This is a genomic window from Halomonas colorata, from assembly GCF_014897985.1.
GTDB lineage: Bacteria > Pseudomonadota > Gammaproteobacteria > Pseudomonadales > Halomonadaceae > Vreelandella > Vreelandella colorata.
Genome location: NZ_JABUZA010000004.1, coordinates 42,616 through 62,502, shown reverse-complemented (window position 1 = coordinate 62,502; position 19,887 = coordinate 42,616). Strand labels below are relative to the sequence as shown.

Genomic DNA, 19,887 nt, shown 5'->3' with positions numbered 1-19,887 from the left:
GTCTTATCCAAAAGTAGAGGGCAGCCAGAGCGCAAGCGCGGGGAAGAAAATAATCAGTAACAGTACGGCAATGGCGGTTAGTACAAAGGGCCAGATCGTTTTAAACAGCGAGACGATCTCTAACCGGCTCACGGCCGCGGCCACAAATACACAGGCGCCCAAAGGCGGTGTAATTAACGCAATGGTGATATTGAGCGTGATAATGACGCCCAGATGCACGGGGTCGATGCCTGCCATCATGGCCACCGGTGCAAAGATAGGCGTGAGCAGCATCAGCGCCGACACTTCTTCCATAAACATGCCGGTCAAAAAGGTGATGGCGCTAAGCAACAGCAAAATAATAATCGCGCTGTCGACATAAGGTGACAGCAGCGAGACGAACTGACTGGGCACCTGGGCATAGGAGAGCAACCAGCTAATGGTCGCCGATGCCGCCATAATCAGGAAAATAGCGCAGGTCAGTCTTGCCGTATCGATAATCGCCCGCCAGCAATGGCGCAGACGCAGGTTACCCAGCAGGACACCACATAGCGCGACATAAAGCGCCGTCAGGGCGCCAGATTCGGTGGGCGTTACAAACCCCAGCACGATGCCGGCCACGATAATCACCGGCGCTACCAATGCGGGCATGGCAGCGACGAACGTAACGGTGAGCTCTTTAAGTGTGGGTAGCCGTCCGCTTTTAGGTAGCCGATGGCGCCAGGCATACCAGGCGTTCATGCCCATAAAGGCAGCACCCAACAGCAGACCGGGAATAATACCGGCAAGAAACAGGTCGCCAACTGATGTGTTGGTTAGTGACGCATACAGGATCATGAAAATACTGGGTGGAATGATCGGTCCAATTAGCGAGCTGCCGGCCGTCAGACCAGCGGCAAACGCCCGCGAATAGCCTTCTTTCTCCATGGCCGGAACCAATAGCGAGCCAAGCGCTGAGGTGTCGGCCACGGCTGAGCCATTGACCCCGGCAAAGAACACGCTCGAAACCACGTTAACGTGGCCCATACCGCCGCGTAGGTGGCCAACCATCAGGCGTGCAAAGCCCATCAGGCGCTCGGTAAGGCCGCTGGCATTCATTAAGTTACCCGCCAGAATAAACAGCGGGATGGCCATCAAGGAGAACACGTTGATGCCGCCAAAAAACTGCTGTGGAAGCATGCGCGGAATCATCGAGGGGTCGACAAAGATGAACCCGACAATGGCTGTTACCAGCAGCGAAAGAAAAAGCGGCAGCCCAAGCAGCACATGGACAAGAAAGACTCCCAGCATGGTTAAAATCATGCGGTTTCCTCCACGGTTTTAAGCGGTGCAGGCCCATACAGCACGGCATGCCAGGCAAGCAGGGCAAAGCCTAAAGGAAGCGAAAGGAGTGGTATCGAACGGCTGATGCCCAGCCCTGACGAGGTGAACATGCTCACTGAGAGCGCATAACGGTAGCTGATGACGGCGCCGCCCAAGGCGATGATTAAAGTAAGCAGCCACTGATAAATATTTAACAGGCGGGCCAGAGACACTGGCAGCAAGCGCTCCAGTAGCCCAACACGCATATGCCCCCCTTCTGACCACACGGCACCCGCCGCCAGCATTACGGTGGCGATAATCAAGAAGCGCGACAGCTCGTCAGTCCAGATCGGCGCGCCGCCAACAACATAACGCATCAAGACGCCATACAGAATGGCGAGTACATTAACGGACAGTAAAGCGCCCGCGAGGGTAAGCGTAACTGGACGGCTAATCGTCAGCAGCCGGTGTCGAAGCGAAGTCAGCATGAGAGTACTTCCGAAAGCACGAATGGAAAGGGCCGACGTTAATCGGCCCTGATGATTACGCGTCAGTCAGTGGCTGGTTAGTTATTCAGCTCATCCATACCAGCATCTTCGAGCGCCATGTCGATCCAGCGCTGCTCGATGCCACGTTCAGTCAGCCACTCAAGGTAAGCGGGCTGACCAATCGTACGGAACGCTTCCAGGTCATCATGCGAAGGACGGATGACTTCCATGCCCTGCGCTTCCAGGTACTCGATGCGTGACTCTACCTGAGATTCGTTGGATTCACGGGCATTGTGGTTAGCCTCGGCAACCGCTTCCATAAACGTAGCGCGAAGCTCTTCATCCCAGTTGGCGATCATGTCGCTATTGCCTACCAGGAACTGGTCGGAATACTGGATGTTGGCAAGCGTCAGGTACTTTTGCACTTCGTAAAGACTTGCAAGAGCAATGTACATCGGCGGGTTCATCTGCCCATTGGCAACGCCGGTACGCAGGGCCATGTAGGTTTCGGTCCACGGGATGGGCGTGCCGGACGCGCCGAAGGACTCATAAAGCGCTACCTGGCTTGGGTCCATGGCCCGGAAACGCAGCCCTTTAAAATCATCCGGGTGGCTGATCGGGCGCTCGTTATTGGTGAAGGCCAAAAAGCCGCCTTCTTCAACCACTGCGAGCATATCGATACCGGCACGCTCGGCAAGTGTGTCAGTTAACTCCTGCCAGTAATCACCTTCATCAAAGAAGGTGCGGGCGGCATCGAAATCGTCAAACAGAAAGGGGATGGCGCTAACGAACAGCTCTTCAACCAACGGGGAAACACCCGCGAACGACGCGATGTTGAGCATCGGCGTGTTCATGGTCTGCTCCATGCGGTCTTCTTCACTGCCCAGCATGCTGTTGGGGAAAAGACGCAGTTCGACTTCGTTATCCGTCTTCTCGGCAACCAGCTCTTTCAAGTTGGTCGCGAAGACGTGAACCGCGTTTTTTTCGGCATCGGGCTGGCCGTTGTAGCTTAAGTTGATGGTGGTAGCCGCAAAAGCACTACCAGCCATCAGTGCAGAACCCACTAGGCAAGCGCCGGTAAGTAATTTCGGCATGAAATGGGACGGTAACATGGAGATCTCCTTGCTTATTATCATAAATGGCAGGTTGAGAGAATTACCTGCTCAGGTTCTTTTTATCATTACATTAGAAGACTAGGCATTGATGCGTTGACTATGCAATACCTAAAGCGTTGTCTTTAAGACAACAGTCGGGGCGCGTCGGCAGAAAAGAAACGCATCCCTTGGCGTAATTGTTCAACGCAGGCGTGGGCGGCCACGGTAAGCTCCTGGCCCTGCAGGCTGACGATTTGTGCCCGTGCGCTATTCATTAACGGATACTTCATGGGCAGCGCGATTATTTCCTGGCGTTCAATTTCATCAATGATGGTGATCTCAGGCATAAAGGTGACGCCAATGCCTGAGCGTACAAAATTTTTAAGCACCGCAACGGAGTTGGTATAAAGGCGCGCCTCAATATGAATTCGCTCGTGCTGAGCTACCATATTGACCATTTGACGCATGCCAAAAGGGTTGTCCATTAACCCCAGTGGCCAGGGGCGTAAATCGTTTAAGTTGATTGGCCTGTGCAGTGCGCATAAGGGGTGGTCAGGAGGCACAATTAAATCCAGCGGCTGGAAGGTCTCGACATGACAATCAAGGGTAGGGTCGACGGGCGGCGCATAGAGTAGCGCAAGCTCCACCTCACGGTCTTTGAGCAGCGAGATAGCTTCATTCACGCCAGCCATGCGAATCTCGACGTTAATGCCGCTAAACATCGACATAAAATCGCCGAGCGGTTTGGCAATTAAATCAGCGATAAAGCCTTCACCCACGGCGATCCGGACATGCCCACGTGCCAGTCCTTGAAGCGCCATCAGCTGCGATAATACCGACTCTTCCTGAGCGCGCTGGGTGTGAAAATGTTGCACCAGTAACTGTCCCGCCTGGGTGGCACGCATACCGGTGCCGTGGCGCTCGCAAAGCTTGGTGTTCAGGGTTTCTTCAAGCGCTTTGATCTGGCGGCTAAGCGCCGAGGGGTCAACGTCCAGGTGTGCCGCGGCACGACGCAATGACCCACGCCGGATCACTTCGTTCAGATATGTCAGGGCGCGCTGGTTAAGCATAAGGTGATGACCATACGGCAAATGTTTAACGATGTGGCCGGAAGCTTACCAGAGGAAGCGTTAGTCAAAAGCGCAAACAGCGCAGAAAAATGCGGCGCCAACCGGTGAAAGAGCGAGCACAGAGCGTTTGCTTTGCCCCCTGAAAGGTTTTAGCCGACAATGCAAAACATCGCGATGGCTGAGCTTGAGGATTTTACATGCAGGGAAATGGATTTTTTGACCGGGTAGGCGAGACCATTGGCGATGTGATTCGTACCGTGGTGGAGTTTTTACTGGCTATCTTCACTAACTTCTTCGGTGCATTGGAAGAGTTTGTCGATGGGTTAAGCCGCTCGCTGGGAATTAATGCCTCCTTCTTCAGTATTCTGGTACTGATTATCGGGCTTTGTCTGCTGTGGGGTGGCGTGAAAGCCATACTCCGCGGGTCGATATTCGGAGCTATTTTCCGGATTGTGCTGGCGCTGTTTATACTTTCTTGGCTGATAACGTAATTAAGATAGTCAGAGTGGCATACAAGTAAGCGTGCTAAGTATTTGTATTGATAGCGTTAATTCGGGCAAACGTTTGACGTGTGAGTTCGATTCATAACGCTATGACGATTTATCATTTGCCTATTTGGTGCAATTTGCCATCATTTCGCACTTCTTTAGTGCAAAGTGAGCGAGATGAAAACGTATCTTGGCAAAATGCGTGGCGAGCGCATCCAGCGTAATTTAGTAGGATGGGAAGACGCAGTGTGGTCATGGGTTGGCGCATTTGTCGGCATGGCCGTGATTTGCTGGTTAAGTTCCGCCTGGCTTTCCCAGCAGCTGCTGATTGTGGGCTCGTTTGGGGCAACGTCAGTACTCATCTATGCCGCCCCTGAAAGCCCCTTTGCCCAGCCAAGCCACGTGCTGTTTGGCAGCGTGCTGTCGGCCTGCATAGGCGTAGGCTGCTATCAGCTGCTTGGGGCGACGCCGATTTCCATGGCGCTTTCGGTATCTCTTTCAATTCTGGTAATGCAGCTAACCCATACCGTGCACCCGCCAGGTGCGGCGGCGGCTCTAATTGCCGTAGGTGGCGGCGCTAGCGTACATCAGCTGGGCTGGTGGTATCCGTTGTTGCCTATCGGCATGGGCTGCGTGGTAATGCTGGTGATCGCCATTCTGGTCAATAACCTGGCTCGCCATCGCCGCTACCCGCGCTACTGGTAACCCTTCAACGGTTAAGCCATTAATGCCTAGAGGCTATTTAACTGCTGCTCTAGTGCGAAGATATGCGCATCCTCAACCTTCAAGTGACGCAGCGCCTGGGCCAGATTGACCAGGTAGTCGCGGTTGGGGCCGCTAGGGCCGGAGGCGCGGGCAATCTGGCTGGCCATGGCTTCAAGCGTGTCGGGCCCTAAAAATGCAGGGTTATCTTCGGTGGCCAGATACACCAATCCTGTTGTTTGCTCCTGAAACCCGTCAGTAAAGTGTAGCGGCGTCACTTCACGCAAATAGCCATTTTTTTCGCGTTGATCCAGCGGGGCCAAGGTTTCTGGCGTAATGCGGTAAGCCATACCATGGCAAATCGCACCCGGAACAGGGGTTAATGTGACCACGCGCCCTGGGGCTTCCAAGGTGCCGCGGTGGTCATGGGAACCCTGCCAGAAGCGGCGCTCCCAACCGTTAATATAAGCGCTGCGCCTTTCCAGATACGCAAAATCCGCTTTCCAGATCAGCGACCCGTAGCCAAATAGCCAGATGTCGGCGTTTTCATCGAAGTGGTTGCGCTGCTGGTTAATGGCCGTGGTATCGATCAACATGGGTAATCTGAATGTGGCTTAAAACGCCATGGTACCATGCCCTGGCACCTTCTTCTGGAGCGATCATGCGCGCTATTTTTCTCGTCGATAATGGCTCACTACGTCCGGCGGCAACGCTAAATTTACGCCGCGTGGCAGCCGCCCTCAGCCAGCAAATAGGTGAAACGGTACAGGCCGCCTCGCTGCTCCACTCCAATAAGATCCCCGCTGATCAACTCGATGGTACGCCCGCGCTTACCCTTGGCCCTGCGGCTGAGCGCAGCGCTGAGCAAGGAGCCACCGAGATCATCGTGGTGCCGTTCTTTTTTGGTCCAAGCAAAGCTTTGACCGGCTATCTACCCGAGCGCATGGCGACACTGCAGGCAACGTTCCCACGCGTTAGCGTACGCGTCGCCCAGCCGCTGGTAGACGAGCGGGGTGGCAACGATCTGCGTTTGGCTCACCTGTTGGCTGACAACGTGCGTGAGCACCTTAACGGCAAGCCGACTCGCGTTGCTCTTGTCGACCACGGCAGCCCGATTGCTGAAGTGACCGCTGTTCGTAACCGGCTGGCCGGGCAGTTGAGTGCCCTTTTGGCAGACGACGCCGTGTGTGTAGCGGCAGCGTCAATGGAGCGGCGCGAAGGTGAGGAGTACCGCTTCAATGAGCCTCTTTTGGAAAATCTGCTGAACTCCAATGAGTTTCAGGCCGGGCCGGTGATTCTGGCCATGCTGTTTTTGTCGCCTGGCCGCCACGCGGGTGAGGGCGGCGATATCGATGAAATTTGTTGCGCGGCACAAAAGCGTCATTCAGCGCTTAGCGTAGTGACCACAAAGCTTGTAGGTGAGCATCCGGACGTTGTGGATATTCTCTATTCCCGGTTGTGCCAAGCAATTGATGGCGAACGTTTTCTGCTCGAGCTGCCTGCGCTGACCCATACGTCACGTTAGGCGATAGGTGTAACCACGCCCAAGAGCGCGTAGAATCGCGAGCCTTTGTACGCGCAATTCGCCAACCAGGGTCCACATCTTGATCGCTACCGCCAATATCACCATGCAGTTTGGGGCCAAGCCCCTGTTTGAAAACGTTTCCGTCAAATTCAATAACGGCAATCGCTACGGTCTGATTGGCGCCAACGGTTGCGGTAAATCGACCTTTATGAAGATCCTGGGCGGTGAGCTTGAGCCCTCTTCGGGTCAGGTAATGCTGGATCGCAGCACGCGGCTGGGTAAGCTGCGCCAGGACCAGTTCGCCTATGAAAACGAGCGGGTCATCGACACCGTGATCATGGGTAACACCGAGCTTTGGAAGGTTGCCGCCGAGCGTGAACGTATCTATAGCCTGCCGGAAATGAGCGAAGAAGACGGTATGGCCGTGGCCGACCTTGAAGTACGCTTTGCCGAGCTTGACGGCTACACCGCCGAAGCCCGCGCGGGCGAACTGCTTCTGGGTTTGGGGATTCCCATTGAGCAGCACACCGGCCCAATGAGTGAAGTGGCTCCCGGCTGGAAGCTGCGCGTGCTGTTAGCCCAGGCGCTGTTTTCAGACCCTGATGTGCTACTGCTCGACGAGCCTACCAACCACCTGGATATCAACACCATCCGCTGGCTGGAAGATATTCTGACGGCGCGTAACAGCACCATGATTATCATCTCGCACGACCGTCACTTCTTAAACAGCGTATGTACGCATATGGCGGATCTGGATTACGGTGAGATTACCCTGTTCCCGGGTAACTATGATGACTACATGACGGCGGCAACCGCCGCGCGTGAGCGTCAGCACTCGGATAACGCCAAGAAAAAAGCCCAGATTGCTGAGCTTCAGCAGTTTGTCAGCCGCTTCTCGGCGAACGCCTCAAAAGCCAAGCAGGCGACCTCACGGGCGCGCCAGATCGATAAAATCAAGCTCGAAGACATCAAGCCTTCCAGCCGGGTAAGCCCGTTTATCCGCTTTGATCAGAACAAGAAGATTCACCGTAATGCGGTCAACGTTGACGCGATTACCAAAGGCTACGATGACGGTGCGCCGCTGTTCGACCGGTTCTCAATGACCGTCGAAGCCGGTGAGCGTATCGCAATCATCGGCCCCAACGGCATCGGCAAGACAACCTTGCTGAAAACCCTGGCAGGTGAGCTGCGCCCCGATAAAGGCGAAGTGAAGTGGACCGATGCGGCCGACGTTGGCGTATTTGCTCAGGACCACGCCGATGACTTTGCCGTTGATATGACGCTCTTCGAGTGGATGGGGCAGTGGACGCAAGGCGGCGAGCAGGTGGTACGCGGTGCGCTGGGGCGCATGCTGTTCTCAAGCGACGATATCGGAAAATCTATCAAGGTTATTTCCGGTGGTGAGCAGGGGCGGATGCTGTTTGGCAAGCTAACCCTGACCAACCCTAACGTGCTGCTGATGGATGAACCGACCAATCACCTGGATATGGAGTCTATTGAGGCGCTTAACCTGGCGCTGGAAAACTACCCAGGCACGTTGCTGTTCGTAAGCCACGACCGTGAGTTCGTCTCAAGCCTCGCCACGCGCATTATCGATATGCAGCCAGAAGGCATTGTCGACTTCAGCGGCAGCTATGACGACTACCTGCGTAGCCAAGGCGTTGTGTAAGGCTAGCCAATAATCTGCTGGTAAGTCTCTTCGGTAGCGCTTTGATGCTGGGTATCCAACACATCGGCGTTAAACAGCGCTGCCGCTTCTTTCGCAATCGCCACATAGGCAATCATCTGTTGATTGCGGCGTTTGCGTAAAGGTGGCTTAACGATCAGGCTGATGCCTTTGATAGCATCGTCAGCGCTTTCGTCTCTGAATAGATCCGGCAGCTCGCCAGGTAAGAAGGCATTGGCAATGGTAATGGGATTGGCGGGTTGTTGCCCGGCGACCAGAAATATCTTCTTTAACGGGTCGTAGTCGGCATTGATCTGTTTAAGCCACTGGGTAAGCGTCTGCTCGGTGGCTTGCCCGGGTTCCGCAAAAATAATAAATAAAGAGTGCTGAGAAACCTTGGCGGCAGGTTTGGCATGGACAGGGGCGGGCGCGGGCGCTGGTTCGGGCACGTCGCTCACGGCCACTTTCTCTTGCGACTGTTTTTTCAAGGCGGCTTGCGCCTTTTTGCGCTGCCGAATGGGGCGAACGATAAACACGAAAAGAGCCAACGCCACGCAGCCCAATAGCATGGAACCCAGTGCCAGTAGTGTTGCCAGCGATGTATTTTCCAAAACTTGCCTCTCCTTGTTTTTCGATCATCGATACCACCGTCTCCATGGACTATTTCATGATGGCTATTCCATGGCAACAATGGCTGGTTGAGCCGCAAAATGGCGCGAGTAAAGCAAGCGCCTGCCTGGGCACCAACTGATCTATGTTGTGCAACCTCGTAGACTACCAGCCTTTTCCGCCGTTGAAGCATAAAAAAGCACTACCGAAGTAGTGCTTGAGATAGTGCTTTCCAGCCAATTAACGCTTAGGGCCTAGCCAATACGGTCATAACCGTTATCCATGAACGGGTAGTCGGTATAGCCTTTCTCGTCACCACCGTAAAACGTGTCGTGATTGGGTTGGTTAAGCGTAGCCCCTAAACGAAAGCGCTCGGCCAAGTCAGGATTGGCAATATAGGGTCGCCCGAATGCCACCACATCGGTGGTTTTATCGTTAATACGCGCTTCGGCGTGTTCGGCATCGTAGTTACCGCAGTAGATCAGACTGCCGGTAAAGCGCTCACGCATTTGCTCACGAAAGCCATCAGGGAACTGAATGTCGCCACCCGCCCAGTTAGGTTCGTTCAAGTGCAGGTAGGCAAGGCCGCGCTTGGAAAGCTGTTCTGCCATGTAGAAGGCCATCTCTTTCGGCTCATCATCGGTCAGGCCGAACAGTTCGATGAACGGCGTCATTCGAATGCCTACCCGATCCGCACCGTATACTTCAATGACCGCATCAATAACTGCTAGCGGGAAGCGGGCGCGGTTTTCGATTGAACCACCGTATTGATCGGTACGCTGGTTGGTGCCCGTCGCCAGAAATTGGTTGAGCAGGTAAGCGTTGGCCGCGTGTACTTCCACCATGTCAAAGCCAGCGCGCTTGGCGCGTTCGGCGGCCTTGCGGTAGTCGTCCACAATGCCGGGAATTTCGTCGGTTTCCAGTGCACGGGGCGTGCTGGTGGGGTGCTGCCCGGCGGTACCGTCTTCAAACTCAACAAAGCACTGGGCGCCTTCGCCTTTCAATGCGCTAGGTGCCACTGGCTGCTCGCCGTTGGGTTGAACCATTTCATGCGAAACGCGCCCAACGTGCCACAGCTGTAGCGCAATGCGCCCGCCCTTGGCGTGCACGGCATTCACTACCCGCTGCCAGCCAGCTTCCTGTTCGTCGGTCCAGATGCCCGGTGTGTAAACATAGCCGCGGGCGGTCGGGGAAATATTGGTCGCTTCGCTGATAATCAGCCCTGAGCCAGCGCGCTGACCGTAATAGGCTTCCTGCAGCTTGCCCGGCACGCTGTCCGGTGTGCGGGCACGCGTCAGCGGCGCCATGATAATGCGGTTAGGGATAGACAGGCTGCCCAGTTCCAGTGGTTGAAAAAGCGCTTCAAATGCCATTCAGCCAACTCCTTTTGCGTGATTGGATAACAATACAGGTAAGAATAGACCAGTTTACTAGTAAGTGCCACCCACCGTTTTATGCTCCGATACATAAGACCGCACGCATAAAAACAAAACCCCACCTTAAAATAAGATGGGGTTTGGATAATGTATGGAACAAGGGTTTAGTTAGCTACGCTGCCAAAACCAGCGGCGTTTAGGAGGCACTGCCATCATTTGAAGCGCGGTATTGAGCGGCAGCATGATGGCCGCTAGCTGGCGGTAGCACAAGGCGCTACTCAGCACGCCCGGACACTGCTTTAACAACAGCTCGCATTGCTGTGAGGCAAAAAATATCTGCTCGACCGTGGGCGCAGCAAACAGCGGTTTGGCCTGTTGGCTGCAGCGTATCAGCTCGCGCGATAACATCGAAAGCATTCCCGCATCCAGCCAGCAGGGAAGCGGGTCATCCAGACGGCCTGCGATCGAGTGTTGAATCGCTTCAAACGAGGTTCGCAAAAACACGATGGTTTGGCGAAGCTGTCGCTGTTCACTGGTCATGTCGCTTACCTGCGTATTATTACTGGCTAAATGATTTCATAAAGAGATTGTTTCTCATTTTCATCTATCGAAACGATAGCGCCAGACAATTGCCCTGTCAATCAAAGGTGCGAGCTTTGCGTATTGCCCAGCATCTTTAATGTTTAACGGCTAAGCAGGTAAATCCCTTGGGCAAAATAGAACACGCCAATACCGGTGACAATCCAGCGAGTCCATGTGCGGAAGTTGGCATCGGTCAGGCGATGCAGAATGCGTGTGCCCGTTTGGGTACCTAGGATGGCAAACGGCGCTGCCAGCAGTACCATGCCCCATTCCCCAGTGCTAAGCGAAAGTGCGGCACCCAGGTAAAAGAGAATTTTAATACTATGGGCAACCACCTGGATCATCGCCTTGGTGGCCACGACCTGGCGGCGATCCATATGCGAGCGGACGAAGAAGATATCAATCAGCGGCCCCGAAACCCCGGCGGCAATGGTTAACCCGCCAGACGCCATGCCGCAACACAGCGCATGGCTTTTGCGATTAGCGTCCAGATGAAACCAGCGCTTGGGCATCCACACCAGAACCGGCATCAGGCCGATCAGGATCGAGACGGTGGCCGCATTGGGGCTGTAGTTGAACAGCAGCAGTAGGCCCGCCGCACTCAACACGCCCAGCGTCATAAACGCAACGATCCGCCAGACGATAAACCGCCGCGATAGCCAAGCGCGTGAACCGTTGGCGGTAAGCTGGATCACGCCATGCACCGCCATGGCAGTGCCCGCAGGAAAAATAATCAGCAGGAACCACAGCAGCACCAGGCCGCCCGCCATGCCGAAGATGCCTGACAGCATCGAGGTTAAAAAGACAACAAAGACAAACGCTGAACCGATGAGTAGTGACATGTTAGGGCTTCTTAACGTCGGTAATTAGCTACGGCAAAAGGGCCAGACCTGATAAAAACGGCGGCATTGAAACTCGGCTTCGCAGGCGTTGAGCTGGGTCTGGTAACGGCTTGTGCGGGTAGCAATCTGTTGCCCGGCGCGCAATACATGCGGCTTATTGCGGTAAGTGCCGCGCCGATAACCGCCAGCCCCTTCGTGATAGGCGTAGTAGAGGTGTTCTGGGTTGGTCAGCGAAATGCCCGCCTGCTGCTGGGAGCGGCGGTTATACCAGCCGATAAAATCGGTGGCATGCTTCATGCTGGTACGCCGCGCAAACAGGCTGCCGGCCTGGTCGCGGTACTCTCCCCATACCGGGTCCTGGGCCTGGGCATAGCCCTTGGCTGAAGACGGGCGAGGGCCGGGAATAAAGCCAAGGTAGTATTTGCGGTCGGGGCGCACATGGCTTTTAAAGGAAGATTCCTGCTGAATGAACGCCATCTGAGTAGCAATTGAGGTGCCCCATTTTTCCTGAGAATCCCGCGAGTAGTCGTACCAGGTGGGCTGTTCGCGAAATATCTCGCAGATATTGCTCTGATCCTGCGGAGGGTTGGGCGCAAACGTTGCGCAACCTGAAAGCAGTAGAACGGTGCCTATCAGTAACCAGGTGCGTAATGTTATGCACCAAGATAAAGTCGCAGCGGGAAAACTATCAACAGGGCGAAGCATGATGAGTTCCTTGTGGATAATATTGTCGTCACTGACTCTTTTATGATTGTTGATATCAGCTTTTTTATAAACGCCTAGCTATAAGCGGCTAGCGTAACAGGTTTTCCAGACAGCGGCGCAGCCGCTGAGCCTCGCGGGCCAGCGTCTCACCTGAAAGCATACCCACCCCCATGACCAAACCAACGCGTGGGTCATGCGCGGCGCACACCGGGCTTAAAGGGCGCACGATCAAATGCTCCTTAAGCAGTGCCTGGGCAAGCTTTACGTCATCAATAGGCGGTTCAAATTCCACACATAGACTGATGGCGCTACTGGGCGGTGAAATACGCTTCAGTCGAGGCAAGGTACGCAGCTGGTCATGCATTACCTGTTGGCGGCCCAGGTAATCACGCTGAATACGGCGGCACCAGGCATCAAGATCACCGTCAAAGATAAACTGGGCAAGCACCGCCTGATCCAGCATGCGCCCTTCACGAAACAGCTCGCTACGCAGCCGATTCATAGGTTCGGATAGCTGGCGGGGCACCACCAAATAGCCTAGCCGTAGGCCGGGGAACATCATTTTGGAAAAAGAGCCCACCAGAAAGTGACGCTCAGACTGTGGGTCAAACAGCAGATTGGTATGGTCGTCGCGACTGAACTCGTAATCATCTTCAATGATGTACGCAGGCGCTAACGCATCACACAAACGTTGCTTATCGTGAGCGCTGGTAGGCACGCTGAGCGGGTAGTGATGGGAACCTGTGAAATAAGTAAGCTGCACAGGAGCAGATGCCGCGGGCAGGCTATGTCCCTGACCGGGCTGCCACGGCAACATTTCAATATTTAACCCTGCAGCGGTAAATACGTTGCGCGCTCCCCAGTAGCAGGGGGATTCCATTACTGCAGTATCTCCCACATCCGCCAAAGCCACGGCGCACAGCTCAATGCCGTTGTGCGTACCATCGGTAATAATAATCTGATCAATATCGCAGCGAATATTGCGCCAGCGCTCCAGAAAATCGCGTATCGCACGCTTTAACGGCCCGTAGCCGCCGGTCGAGTAGGAGAGCAACAAGGCGTTTTGTGGCACGGTGACGCTAGCATAAAGCTGGCGCCATTTGCGCATGGGAAACTGGGCGATATCGGGAATGCCTGGCACAAAGGCGCCACTTTGAACCAGGCTGGCGCCGGGCCAACGAAGCACCCGCGAAGCACGAGCCGATAGCCGAGCCTTGGTTTGAACAGGAGTATTGTAAACCGCTGGTTTACAACTCCAAGTTCCTCTGCCATGAGATGTTGTTAGCAATTCTTCCTTTACAAGCGTGGCAACGGCCAGAGACAGCGTATGCCGAGCAACATCCAAGTTTATTGCCAACCGCCGATGTGACGGCAGGCGGGTTTGATGAGGCCACTCCTGAGTGACTGCCTGCCTTAAGGCCTGCTCTATTCGTGCCTGTTTACTCAAGTTTTCTGGCTGCTGCGTATAACGCTTTAAAAGTTGCTGTAAGGCTAATTGGTCATCCATTGTCACTCTCTGGTCTCAGGTATATATCCTTTGATCACCAGTAAATCAGAAAAGTGGTCTGGTTGAACGGGAAAGTGGTGCATTCGCCATAGGGCAGTTCCCTGTTAGCGTGTTGAAATACGTTGATAGGAGCATTGTATGAGCTTTATTGAAAAGTGGTTGCACGAAGCCGTCCCCGCCCTGGTAGGCGGCGAGTGGCGCAAGGGCACAGAGACCTTTGCCGTGGACAATCCCGCCACCGGCGAGACCATCGCCCGCGTTGCTGAATTAAACGCAGAGGATACCCGTGATGCGGTCGCCGCCGCTTATGAAGCAGGTAGCGCCTGGCGCGCTACCCCGGTAAAACAGCGCTCGGCCCTGCTGCGCCGCTGGTTTGAATTGATCACTGAACATGCCGATGACTTAGCGCGGCTGATGACCTTGGAGCAGGGCAAGCCGCTTTCGGAAGCCAAGGGCGAGGTCACTTACGGCGCCTCGTTTATCGAGTTTTTCGCTGAAGAAGCCAAGCGTATGGCGGGTGAAACCCTGCCCAGCCACGGCGCCGACAAGCGCCTGTTAGTACTACGCGAGCCGGTCGGCGTTGTTGCCGCGATAACGCCCTGGAACTTCCCGCTGGCGATGATTACCCGCAAGTGCGCCCCGGCGCTCGCCGCCGGCTGCACCGTGGTGATTAAGCCCGCTGAAGCGACGCCCTTAACCGCACTGGCCGCGGCTTATCTTGCCCTGGAAGCGGGCCTGCCTGCAGGCACCATCAACGTGGTGACCGCCTCCAAACCAGCGGAAGTCGGCGAAGTGCTCACCACCGACCCGCGGGTGCGCAAGGTATCGTTCACCGGCTCCACACCAGTGGGTAAGCGCCTACTCGCCCAATGCGCCAGCACCGTGAAGAAGACCGCCATGGAGCTGGGCGGCAACGCGCCGTTTATCGTGTTTGACGACGCCGACGTGGACGCTGCCGTGGACGGTGCCATCGCCTCCAAATTCCGCAACGCCGGGCAAACCTGCGTGTGCACCAACCGCTTTCTGGTCCAGGACGGCATTTACGATGCGTTCATCAGTAAGCTCACCGAGCGGGTGAAAGCCCTCAAAGTGGGCGATGGTCTGGCAGACGGCAGCGTGATTGGTCCGCTGATCAATCAGGCAGCGGTCGACAAGGTGCAGCGCCATGTGGACGACGCCATGCACAATGGCGCCCGCCTTATGTGCGGCGGCGAGCCTCATGCAGCCGGTGAGCGCTTCTTTACACCCACGGTGCTCGCCGATGTGACGACCGCCATGGCCGTGGCCGATGAAGAAACGTTTGGCCCCGTCGCGCCCGTGTTCCGGTTTACGCGCGATGAAGAGGCCATCCAGATGGCCAACGATACGCCGTTTGGCTTAGCAGCCTACTTTTACGCCACCGACTACCGCCGTATCTGGCGCACCATGGAAGCGCTTGAGTACGGCATGGTCGGCGTCAATGAAGGCTTGATCTCGACCGAGCTGGCGCCGTTTGGCGGCGTGAAGGAGTCTGGCCTTGGCCGTGAAGGCTCCCACCACGGTCTCGATGAATTTACTGAATTGAAATACGTCTGCGTCGGCGGCTTATAAGGGGAATGAGCATGACCAATCACGAACTGAACGAACTCAAAAACCGCTATGTGGCCAACGGCGCAGCGACCCTGAACACGGCCTTTGCCGAGCGTGCTGAAAACGCCGAGCTTTGGGATGCCGACGGTAACCGCTGGATCGACTTCGCGGGCGGCATCGGCGTTTTGAATCTGGGCCATCGCCACCCGAAAATCGTGGCCGCCGTTGAAGCGCAGCTGCACAAGGTCATGCACACCAGCGCCGCGGTGATCTCTTACGCGCCATATGTGCAGCTGTGTCAGAAGCTGTGTGAACTGACCCCGGTGCGCGGCCCCGAGCGTAAAGCCATGCTGGTCAACACCGGTGCCGAAGCGCTGGAAAACGCCGTGAAAATCGCCCGCGCCGCCACTGGCCGCACCGGCATCATCACCTTTGACGGCGCCTTCCACGGCCGCACCATGATGACACTCGCCATGACCGGCAAGGTGTTGCCCTACAAGAATGATTTCGGCCCGATGCCGGGCGATGTGTTCCGTGCCCCGTTCCCGAACCCACTGCACGGTATCAGCGAAGAAGCGTCACTCGATGCCATTCGCACGCTGTTCAAGACCGATATCGCCCCGCACCGCACAGCGGCCATCGTGATCGAGCCGGTACAAGGCGAAGGCGGTTTCTATATTGCTTCACCCGAATACCTACAGGCGCTGCGCGCGCTGTGCGACGAGCACGGCATTCTGTTGATTGCCGATGAAGTGCAGTCCGGCTTTGCGCGCACCGGCAAGCTGTTTGCGCTGGAACATAGCGGTATCGAGGCGGATATTTTGACCACCGCCAAGAGCCTGGCCAACGGCATGCCGCTGTCTGCGGTCGTGGGTAGTGCCAAAGTGATGGACGCCTCCGGCCCCAACTCGCTCGGCGGCACCTACAGCGGTAACCCGCTCTCTTGTGCTGCGGCGCTGGCGGTCATTGACGTGATCGAGGAAGAAAACATCCTTGAGCGCAGCGCGCAGATGGGTCGTCTGTTGGCGGAACGTTTTGGCGTCTGGGAAGAGCGCTTCCCCGCCGTGGCACACGGCCGCCAACTGGGCGCCATGGCCGCGTTCGAGCTTTTGGATAGTAACGGCAAGCCCGACACCGCGATGACCCAGCAAATTTGCGCGAAAGCGCGTGAGAAAGGGTTGATCCTGCTTTCCTGTGGCTTCTACGGCAACAGCATCCGTATTCTGGTGCCGCTGACCGTATCTTCCGAGGTGCTGGAAGAAGGCTTGAGCATTATTGAGCAGTCGCTGGAAGCGCTTAGCTAATACGCCGCGTTAGGCATCTTCAGACCCGCCTTCGTCAAACAGCGAAAGCTGCTGGCGACTGGCGGGTTTTTTCGGTTTGGAGTGGCGTTTTGGGGGGCGGCGCTGGCTGGCCAATTTATCCACAATGGCCTGGCTGGCTTCTTTAGCCTCGGGCGTTCGCCTGAGCTCGTAAAGCATCTTTTTCCAGTGGCGAGCTTCGGCTTCAAAATCGTAGGGCAGGGGATAGTGCTCGCCGGGCTGAAAGCCGAAGCGCTTTTGCAGGCTTTGGGGTAGCGCCCAAGGCGTGGCGCGCCACTCGATGGGCAGAACGGTCAGCTCCGGCACCCAGCGAGCGACAAATTCACCGCTCGGGTCGTTGTCCTCTGCCTGTTTGATGGGGTTGTAGACCCGCAGCGCGTTGGTGCCTGTGGCACCTGCCTGCATCTGCACTTGAGGATAGTGAATGCCGTGCTCGAAATCGGTGAACAGGCGCGCCAGATACAGGGCGGGCTCATGCCAGTGCAGCCCGAGGCCAAAGGTGGCGTGGGAAATCAGCATGGCGCGCATGCGAAAGTTGATCCAGCCGGTGTGAATCAGGCAGCGCATGCAGGCATCCACCAGCGGAACGCCGGTCTGGCCCTGTTTCCAGGCGATCAAGTTGGGGTGCGCGGGGTCGCGTTCGCGCAGGCCGCGTAGCGCCGGGTGCAACGTGCGCGACTCTATGCCGGGCTCGCTTTCAAGCTTCTGAATGAAGTGGCAGTGCCAGTGAAGCCGCGAGGCAAAAGCACGCAGCGAGCGACTCCAGGCAGAGTCCACACCATGCTTTTTACGCTGGCGGCGCAGCGACTGCACCACTTCGCGCATGGATAGCGTGCCCCAGGCCAGATGCGGCGAAAGCCGCGAGCCGAATTCCTCGGCCAGTAAAGGCTTAGAGATAGAGCCCCGATAACGCCGCCCACGCTGGGTAATAAAGCTGTACCACAGCGCCCGACCGGCATATCGGCCGCCGGGCTGGCGCTCAGGGCAGGGCGTAGTGTCAAATCCGAGCGTCAGGTCATGAAGCTCGCTGACTTCAATATGATGAAAGGCTTCCCAACCCTGGGCTACTCGGGCATTCGGCGGCGCCGGGCAGGTCGGCGCGGTCATCAGCGCCTCCCACTGGGCTTCCCAGGCGTCGCGGTCAGCCACACGGGATTTCAATCCGCGCACCACGCCATGCTGGCGCGCTTCATGCCAAGGAATATTGTGCTCTCTACACCACGCCTTGACCTTGAGATCACGGGCAAAGCTCCAGGCGTTGCCGGTTTCTTCATGGGAGTGCAGGGCGAAATCGCCATAGTGCGTTTTGAGAGCGGCCAACAAATCACATATATCGCCTTGCCACAGGCATAGCGGCAATCCTCGGATTTTAAGCGCTTGGGTCAGATCCAAAAGCGAATCGGCGGCAAACTGCCAGTGGCGCAGCGCGCTGTCCGGCGCCTGCCACTGCCCGGGTTCGATGGCAAAGACAGGAAGCACCGGCCCTGCCGCGGCGGCGTTTGAAAGCGGCGCATGATCGTGTATGCGTAAATCGCGTTTGAACCAAACCACCTGGATGCCGGTCTTTGCCATAACGCCCCCTTAGGCTACCTTGGGCTATCCGTGCCCGATTGACGACGTTACCATCAAGCACTGCAACGCCACCATCTCAAAAGGAGTAAGCGCATGTATATCGCCATGAACCGTTTCCGGATTGCCCCAGGCCGCGAAGAGGACTTTTTAGACGTGTGGCGCAACCGTGATTCGCATCTGGATGAAGTGCCGGGCTTCAAGGAGTTCAAGATGCTCCAGGGTGCCAGCCAGGAAGACCACACCGTGTTTATTTCCCATAGCGTGTGGGATTCAGAAGACGCCTTCCGTGCCTGGACTCAGTCGGAGGCGTTTCGTAAAGCTCATGCAGGTGCAAAATCGCCGGAAGGTATCTACCTTGGCCCGCCGAAGTTTGAAGGGTATGAAGTGGTGCTTTGAGCCTTGAGCTCCAATCGCGCATTCGATGCTGCCGCTTATGAGCGGCAGTGTTGTATTGGGCTTGCCCGAAATGTGGATGAGCGAAGGCCTACGACCTATGGCTGGCGGCTGTCATCGAATTTACGCGTGACCTAAGGTAAGTTTGTGAATAAAGTATGATTGAATCGAGTAAAACAAGCGGGCACGCGAAGAGTGGATAGGCTGCCTGAAGATTTGAAAATATGATATTTATCAAAAATTTATTGTTTTCTTCGCTGATGGCATAACCCCAATAAACGCGCCAGCACGTTCATTGAGGTTATGCAGACGGGTATATAATCACTGTTAAATGCGGGGAGAGATATGACATCCAAGGAAGAAGCTCAAAATTTCATCGATGAATTAACAGCGAAAGTCGGGGAGCCTGAGGAATTTACTTTTCTTATCCCCGGTTGGGAACCAGTTGATTCAAAGCAGGGCCTTTGGTGGATAACGAGCCAGCTTTGGGAGGGCTTTTATGTTGCCTACCAGATCGACTCAAAAAAGAAGCTGGTATACCTGAAATCTTGGGAATTTGGTGAAGACGAACCCGAGTGGCCGATCTCTGTCTGAGGCATTTAACCAGTGCAGGCACAGCGACGCCCATTACATTGCGCCTTCGGCTCCATTCCATGGGCGCGCATGCTGCAAGCGTTAAAGGCCTATGAGAATTGAACCATTTTCCAAGCTTGATGATGTTTCCCTAAATGCAACCCGTGACGATTTGAGCCGTCTGCTTGGTGCTCCATTGGGCACCAAAGTTAATCGGATAGGCTTGGAGGAATTTGATTATAGGGATCGGATTTTTCGATTTGAGCCAAGTGGGTTTTTGAGTGAGGTGACCATAAAGGCTGAGCGAGTAGAGTTTGACCAAGTGAGTGTTCAGTTTACTGCGCTATCAGGTTTTATCTTCTCTAATGATCCTCAATCATTTGAAAAGCACGGGTTCATAGTGAGTCCAGCTTACGGAGTAGCTTTCGATCCGGAGCACCACCCTTGGGTTACAGTTCTAACCAGAGGAGGGCTGGACGGATGGACAAAGCATTAACAAGCCGCGTAAGTCGGACGCCCCTGA

The 19,887-nt window shown here is 55.7% G+C and carries 21 protein-coding genes; 9 read left to right on the top strand and 12 right to left on the bottom strand.

Features of this window, described 5'->3' with window-relative positions:
* Nucleotides 1-3 precede the first annotated feature (3 nt).
* The 4 genes from INT33_RS03480 to INT33_RS03465 form a co-directional block, all read right to left on the bottom strand.
* Complete coding sequence (locus tag INT33_RS03480; RefSeq protein ID WP_192536635.1) at nucleotides 4-1,281, bottom strand: TRAP transporter large permease; 1,278 nt, start codon at nucleotides 1,279-1,281, stop codon at nucleotides 4-6.
* Nucleotides 1,278-1,769 carry a TRAP transporter small permease gene (locus INT33_RS03475; protein ID WP_193091108.1) on the bottom strand — a complete coding sequence of 164 codons (492 nt, stop codon included), beginning with the start codon at nucleotides 1,767-1,769 and terminating at the stop codon, nucleotides 1,278-1,280. Before INT33_RS03475 ends, INT33_RS03480 begins: the two co-directional genes overlap by 4 nt.
* Nucleotides 1,770-1,846: 77 nt before the next feature.
* The gene (dctP, locus tag INT33_RS03470; protein ID WP_192536633.1) at nucleotides 1,847-2,881 is read right to left on the bottom strand and encodes a TRAP transporter substrate-binding protein DctP; all 1,035 of its coding nucleotides are present in this window, start codon (nucleotides 2,879-2,881) and stop codon (nucleotides 1,847-1,849) included.
* 125 nt (nucleotides 2,882-3,006) lie between these two features.
* Nucleotides 3,007-3,933 (bottom strand): LysR family transcriptional regulator, encoded by a 927-nt coding sequence (locus tag INT33_RS03465; protein ID WP_193091107.1) that lies wholly within the window; start codon nucleotides 3,931-3,933, stop codon nucleotides 3,007-3,009.
* A 197-nt stretch (nucleotides 3,934-4,130) separates the two neighbouring features.
* Here INT33_RS03465 and INT33_RS03460 point away from each other — a divergent pair, with 197 nt between their 5' ends.
* Both INT33_RS03460 and INT33_RS03455 read left to right on the top strand, forming a co-directional pair.
* A complete protein-coding gene (locus INT33_RS03460; protein WP_193091106.1) occupies nucleotides 4,131-4,424 on the top strand; it encodes a hypothetical protein in 294 nt (97 codons plus the stop codon).
* Between the two features lie 174 nt (nucleotides 4,425-4,598).
* Nucleotides 4,599-5,126, top strand: coding sequence for an HPP family protein (locus INT33_RS03455; RefSeq protein WP_192536630.1), 528 nt, complete (start codon nucleotides 4,599-4,601; stop codon nucleotides 5,124-5,126).
* Nucleotides 5,127-5,152: 26 nt separating this feature from the next.
* On the opposite strand, the gene INT33_RS03450 is transcribed toward INT33_RS03455, so the two are convergent.
* On the bottom strand, nucleotides 5,153-5,719 hold the full coding sequence (locus INT33_RS03450; RefSeq protein ID WP_193091105.1) for a gamma-glutamylcyclotransferase: 567 nt from the start codon (nucleotides 5,717-5,719) through the stop codon (nucleotides 5,153-5,155).
* Nucleotides 5,720-5,784: 65 nt separating this feature from the next.
* Between INT33_RS03450 and INT33_RS03445 the strand changes: the two genes are divergently transcribed.
* Together INT33_RS03445 and INT33_RS03440 are read left to right on the top strand one after the other, a co-directional pair.
* A complete protein-coding gene (locus INT33_RS03445; RefSeq protein ID WP_193091104.1) occupies nucleotides 5,785-6,648 on the top strand; it encodes a sirohydrochlorin chelatase in 864 nt (287 codons plus the stop codon).
* Nucleotides 6,649-6,727: 79 nt separating this feature from the next.
* Entirely contained in the window at nucleotides 6,728-8,317 is a 1,590-nt protein-coding gene (locus INT33_RS03440; protein WP_193091103.1) for an ABC-F family ATPase, read from the top strand.
* A 2-nt stretch (nucleotides 8,318-8,319) separates the two neighbouring features.
* Here INT33_RS03440 and INT33_RS03435 read toward each other — a convergent pair whose 3' ends face one another.
* From INT33_RS03435 to INT33_RS03410, 6 genes are all read right to left on the bottom strand, one after another.
* Entirely contained in the window at nucleotides 8,320-8,925 is a 606-nt protein-coding gene (locus tag INT33_RS03435) for a cell division protein ZipA C-terminal FtsZ-binding domain-containing protein (protein ID WP_192536626.1), read from the bottom strand.
* Nucleotides 8,926-9,177: 252 nt separating this feature from the next.
* On the bottom strand, nucleotides 9,178-10,296 hold the full coding sequence (locus tag INT33_RS03430; RefSeq protein ID WP_193091102.1) for an alkene reductase: 1,119 nt from the start codon (nucleotides 10,294-10,296) through the stop codon (nucleotides 9,178-9,180).
* A gap of 171 nt (nucleotides 10,297-10,467) precedes the next feature.
* Complete coding sequence (locus tag INT33_RS03425) at nucleotides 10,468-10,839, bottom strand: hypothetical protein (protein WP_193091101.1); 372 nt, start codon at nucleotides 10,837-10,839, stop codon at nucleotides 10,468-10,470.
* A gap of 143 nt (nucleotides 10,840-10,982) precedes the next feature.
* Nucleotides 10,983-11,723, bottom strand: a complete 741-nt coding sequence (locus tag INT33_RS03420; protein WP_018917043.1) for a sulfite exporter TauE/SafE family protein — start codon at nucleotides 11,721-11,723, stop codon at nucleotides 10,983-10,985.
* Between the two features lie 24 nt (nucleotides 11,724-11,747).
* Nucleotides 11,748-12,428: a transglycosylase SLT domain-containing protein gene (locus INT33_RS03415; RefSeq protein ID WP_193091100.1), complete on the bottom strand. Its 681-nt coding sequence runs from the start codon at nucleotides 12,426-12,428 to the stop codon at nucleotides 11,748-11,750.
* An 88-nt stretch (nucleotides 12,429-12,516) separates the two neighbouring features.
* Nucleotides 12,517-13,935, bottom strand: a complete 1,419-nt coding sequence (locus INT33_RS03410) for an aminotransferase-like domain-containing protein (RefSeq protein WP_193091099.1) — start codon at nucleotides 13,933-13,935, stop codon at nucleotides 12,517-12,519.
* A 138-nt stretch (nucleotides 13,936-14,073) separates the two neighbouring features.
* Between INT33_RS03410 and INT33_RS03405 the strand changes: the two genes are divergently transcribed.
* Complete coding sequence (locus INT33_RS03405) at nucleotides 14,074-15,525, top strand: NAD-dependent succinate-semialdehyde dehydrogenase (protein WP_192536620.1); 1,452 nt, start codon at nucleotides 14,074-14,076, stop codon at nucleotides 15,523-15,525.
* 11 nt (nucleotides 15,526-15,536) lie between these two features.
* A complete protein-coding gene (gene gabT, locus INT33_RS03400) occupies nucleotides 15,537-16,808 on the top strand; it encodes a 4-aminobutyrate--2-oxoglutarate transaminase (RefSeq protein WP_192536619.1) in 1,272 nt (423 codons plus the stop codon).
* Nucleotides 16,809-16,817: 9 nt separating this feature from the next.
* On the opposite strand, the gene INT33_RS03395 is transcribed toward gabT, so the two are convergent.
* Nucleotides 16,818-18,398 carry a cryptochrome/deoxyribodipyrimidine photo-lyase family protein gene (locus INT33_RS03395; protein ID WP_192536618.1) on the bottom strand — a complete coding sequence of 527 codons (1,581 nt, stop codon included), beginning with the start codon at nucleotides 18,396-18,398 and terminating at the stop codon, nucleotides 16,818-16,820.
* A 93-nt stretch (nucleotides 18,399-18,491) separates the two neighbouring features.
* On the opposite strand from INT33_RS03395, the gene INT33_RS03390 reads away from it, so the two are divergent.
* The 3 genes from INT33_RS03390 to INT33_RS03380 all read left to right on the top strand — a co-directional run bounded on the left by INT33_RS03390 (nucleotide 18,492) and on the right by INT33_RS03380 (nucleotide 19,860).
* Nucleotides 18,492-18,794 (top strand): antibiotic biosynthesis monooxygenase family protein, encoded by a 303-nt coding sequence (locus INT33_RS03390; protein ID WP_192536617.1) that lies wholly within the window; start codon nucleotides 18,492-18,494, stop codon nucleotides 18,792-18,794.
* 342 nt (nucleotides 18,795-19,136) lie between these two features.
* Complete coding sequence (locus INT33_RS03385) at nucleotides 19,137-19,385, top strand: hypothetical protein (RefSeq protein ID WP_192536616.1); 249 nt, start codon at nucleotides 19,137-19,139, stop codon at nucleotides 19,383-19,385.
* Nucleotides 19,386-19,476: 91 nt separating this feature from the next.
* Nucleotides 19,477-19,860, top strand: a complete 384-nt coding sequence (locus tag INT33_RS03380; RefSeq protein WP_192536615.1) for a hypothetical protein — start codon at nucleotides 19,477-19,479, stop codon at nucleotides 19,858-19,860.
* The last annotated feature ends 27 nt before the right edge of the window (nucleotides 19,861-19,887 follow it).

What these genes read in the sequence shown, in the direction of transcription:
- INT33_RS03480 (WP_192536635.1), bottom strand. Translation starts at nt 1,281, where the DNA reads ATGATTTTAACCATGCTGGGAGTCTTTCTTGTCCATGTGCTGCTTGGG.
- INT33_RS03475 (WP_193091108.1), bottom strand. Translation starts at nt 1,769, where the DNA reads ATGCTGACTTCGCTTCGACACCGGCTGCTGACGATTAGCCGTCCAGTT.
- dctP (WP_192536633.1), bottom strand. Translation starts at nt 2,881, where the DNA reads ATGTTACCGTCCCATTTCATGCCGAAATTACTTACCGGCGCTTGCCTA.
- INT33_RS03465 (WP_193091107.1), bottom strand. Translation starts at nt 3,933, where the DNA reads ATGCTTAACCAGCGCGCCCTGACATATCTGAACGAAGTGATCCGGCGT.
- INT33_RS03460 (WP_193091106.1), top strand. Translation starts at nt 4,131, where the DNA reads ATGCAGGGAAATGGATTTTTTGACCGGGTAGGCGAGACCATTGGCGAT.
- INT33_RS03455 (WP_192536630.1), top strand. Translation starts at nt 4,599, where the DNA reads ATGAAAACGTATCTTGGCAAAATGCGTGGCGAGCGCATCCAGCGTAAT.
- INT33_RS03450 (WP_193091105.1), bottom strand. Translation starts at nt 5,719, where the DNA reads ATGTTGATCGATACCACGGCCATTAACCAGCAGCGCAACCACTTCGAT.
- INT33_RS03445 (WP_193091104.1), top strand. Translation starts at nt 5,785, where the DNA reads ATGCGCGCTATTTTTCTCGTCGATAATGGCTCACTACGTCCGGCGGCA.
- INT33_RS03430 (WP_193091102.1), bottom strand. Translation starts at nt 10,296, where the DNA reads ATGGCATTTGAAGCGCTTTTTCAACCACTGGAACTGGGCAGCCTGTCT.
- INT33_RS03425 (WP_193091101.1), bottom strand. Translation starts at nt 10,839, where the DNA reads ATGACCAGTGAACAGCGACAGCTTCGCCAAACCATCGTGTTTTTGCGA.
- INT33_RS03420 (WP_018917043.1), bottom strand. Translation starts at nt 11,723, where the DNA reads ATGTCACTACTCATCGGTTCAGCGTTTGTCTTTGTTGTCTTTTTAACC.
- INT33_RS03415 (WP_193091100.1), bottom strand. Translation starts at nt 12,428, where the DNA reads ATGCTTCGCCCTGTTGATAGTTTTCCCGCTGCGACTTTATCTTGGTGC.
- INT33_RS03410 (WP_193091099.1), bottom strand. Translation starts at nt 13,935, where the DNA reads ATGGATGACCAATTAGCCTTACAGCAACTTTTAAAGCGTTATACGCAG.
- INT33_RS03405 (WP_192536620.1), top strand. Translation starts at nt 14,074, where the DNA reads ATGAGCTTTATTGAAAAGTGGTTGCACGAAGCCGTCCCCGCCCTGGTA.
- gabT (WP_192536619.1), top strand. Translation starts at nt 15,537, where the DNA reads ATGACCAATCACGAACTGAACGAACTCAAAAACCGCTATGTGGCCAAC.
- INT33_RS03395 (WP_192536618.1), bottom strand. Translation starts at nt 18,398, where the DNA reads ATGGCAAAGACCGGCATCCAGGTGGTTTGGTTCAAACGCGATTTACGC.
- INT33_RS03390 (WP_192536617.1), top strand. Translation starts at nt 18,492, where the DNA reads ATGTATATCGCCATGAACCGTTTCCGGATTGCCCCAGGCCGCGAAGAG.
- INT33_RS03385 (WP_192536616.1), top strand. Translation starts at nt 19,137, where the DNA reads ATGACATCCAAGGAAGAAGCTCAAAATTTCATCGATGAATTAACAGCG.
- INT33_RS03380 (WP_192536615.1), top strand. Translation starts at nt 19,477, where the DNA reads ATGAGAATTGAACCATTTTCCAAGCTTGATGATGTTTCCCTAAATGCA.